This window comes from Streptomyces sp. NRRL S-495 (genome assembly GCF_000966955.1).
Classification (GTDB): Bacteria; Actinomycetota; Actinomycetes; order Streptomycetales; family Streptomycetaceae; genus Kitasatospora; species Kitasatospora purpeofusca.
Window position 1 is genome coordinate 1 of sequence record NZ_JZWY01001316.1, and the last position, 1,686, is coordinate 1,686.

3 protein-coding genes and 1 pseudogene are annotated in these 1,686 nt (G+C 77.0%); all 4 read right to left on the reverse strand.

Translation table 11 applies throughout. The features are described 5' to 3' along the window. Positions 1-25: 25 nt before the first annotated feature. Positions 26-577, reverse strand: coding sequence for an ATP/GTP-binding protein (locus tag VR45_RS41415; RefSeq protein WP_078897571.1), 552 nt, complete (start codon positions 575-577; stop codon positions 26-28). A gap of 61 nt (positions 578-638) precedes the next feature. Further along, the gene (locus VR45_RS41420) at positions 639-1,001 is read right to left on the reverse strand and encodes a DUF742 domain-containing protein (RefSeq protein ID WP_045945152.1); all 363 of its coding nucleotides are present in this window, start codon (positions 999-1,001) and stop codon (positions 639-641) included. Next, complete coding sequence (locus VR45_RS41425) at positions 998-1,390, reverse strand: roadblock/LC7 domain-containing protein (RefSeq protein ID WP_030394988.1); 393 nt, start codon at positions 1,388-1,390, stop codon at positions 998-1,000. Before VR45_RS41425 ends, VR45_RS41420 begins: the two co-directional genes overlap by 4 nt. 101 nt (positions 1,391-1,491) lie before the next feature. Beyond that, a pseudogene (locus VR45_RS41430) lies at positions 1,492-1,686 on the reverse strand (2-oxoglutarate dehydrogenase, E2 component, dihydrolipoamide succinyltransferase); the annotation flags it as partial.

The following is a 1,686-nucleotide window of genomic DNA, read 5'->3' on the forward strand; positions in this document are numbered from 1 at the left end:
GTCGGGGGCTGGGCGGTGGGGGTGGTCATGACTGCTCCGGGGCGGAGGGCGGCAGGCCGTGCAGGACGTGTTCGGTGAGCGCGATCAGGGCGTCCAGGCTGGAGCCGCGCTCGCGGGCGTCGCAGAGCACCAGCGGGGTGGCCGGGTGCAGGTCGAGGTGGGCGCGGAGCACCTCGGGCGGGTGCGCCGGCGATTCGGGGAAGCGGTTGACGGCGACCGCGTACGGCAGGCCCTGCTCCTCGACCATGTCCATGATCTCGAAGGAGTCGGCGAGCCGGCGGGTGTCCGCCAGCACCAGGGCGCCGAGGGCGCCGCGCGCGATGTCCTGCCAGAGCGGGAAGAACCGCCGCTGGCCGGGGGTGCCGAACATGTACAGCACCACCTCGCCGGGCAGGGTGAGCCGGCCGAAGTCGACCGCGACCGTGGTGGTGGCCTTGCCGGGGAGGCCGGCCAGGTCGTCGACGGGGGCGCCGGTCTCGGTCATCGCCTCCTCGGTGTGCAGGGTGGGGATCTCCGAGAGGGTGCGGATGAAGGTGGTCTTGCCGACGCCGAAGGGGCCGGCGACCACGAGCTTCATCAGCGTCTGTTCGGGGTCGGGCAGGTAGCCCACTCGGTCCGGGCGCCCCGGACCGGGCGGCCTACCGGAGAGTGCGGAGTCCAACGAGGAGCCTCTCGACGAGGGAGCGGTCGGTCTGCTGGGCGCGGGGGATCGGCGCGCGGGCGTGCAGGCAGCCCGCCTCGACCAGGTCGGCCGCGAGGAAGACGGTCGCGCTGACCGGGAGCCGCAGGTGCGCGGCGGCCTCCACGACGGTGAGCGCGCCGGGCCGCAGCAGTTCCCAGAGCCGCCGGTGCTCGGCCTCCAGCTCGGTGAGCGCCTCCGGGGGCTCGGCGCCGGTCGCGAACAGCACGGTGAGCCGTTCGAATCCGTCGGCGCCGGCGCGGGCCCGGCCGCCGGTGGCCAGGTAGGCGGGCACCATCCGCCTGCGGGGGACGGCGGTCATGACCGCGGGGCGTCCTGCCGCCTGGCCGGGCTGGCCAGGGCGCGGCCGAGGGCGGCCACCTGGACCTGCATCTGGTAGGCGACGTTGCCGAGTTGGGCCTCGGGCGTGGTGAACACCGCGAGCGAGGTGTTCTCCCCGGCCGGGACGACGACGGCGAAGCCCAGTTCGGACTCGACCACGGTCTGCGCCAGCCGGGGCTGCTCGGTGTCGGTGAAGGCGGTGGTGAACGCGCGGGCGGCCGCGTGGACGGTGGCGGTCATCGCGGCGACCCGCTCGGCGGAGGCGCGGCCGAGGCCGGCCGAGGCGGCCTCGACCAGGCCGTCACCGGTGGCGATCACCGCGTGGACGACGCCCGGCAGCTCCAGGAGCGGGCTCAGCACCCAGCCGATCCCTTCGGCGGCGGCCGGGGCGCCGCCGGTGGGCGCGCCGGCGGGTGCGGGGATGGCGGTGGCGGTGCTGGGGCTGGACGTGCTGCTCACGGCGCGGCTCCTCAGGAGGTCTGGGTGCTCCGGCGGCCGGACGCCGCCGCAGGACCGGCGCCGGTGTGGGCGGCGTCGGGGCGGGGCGGGGCCGCCCGGTCGGCGCCGGCGGGGCCGGTCGCCTCGGGGGACGGGGGGTGGGGGCTCTGGGGGGCGTCGGCCTCGGCAGCCTCGGCGGTGGCGGGCTCGGTCGCGGCGGCCTCGGC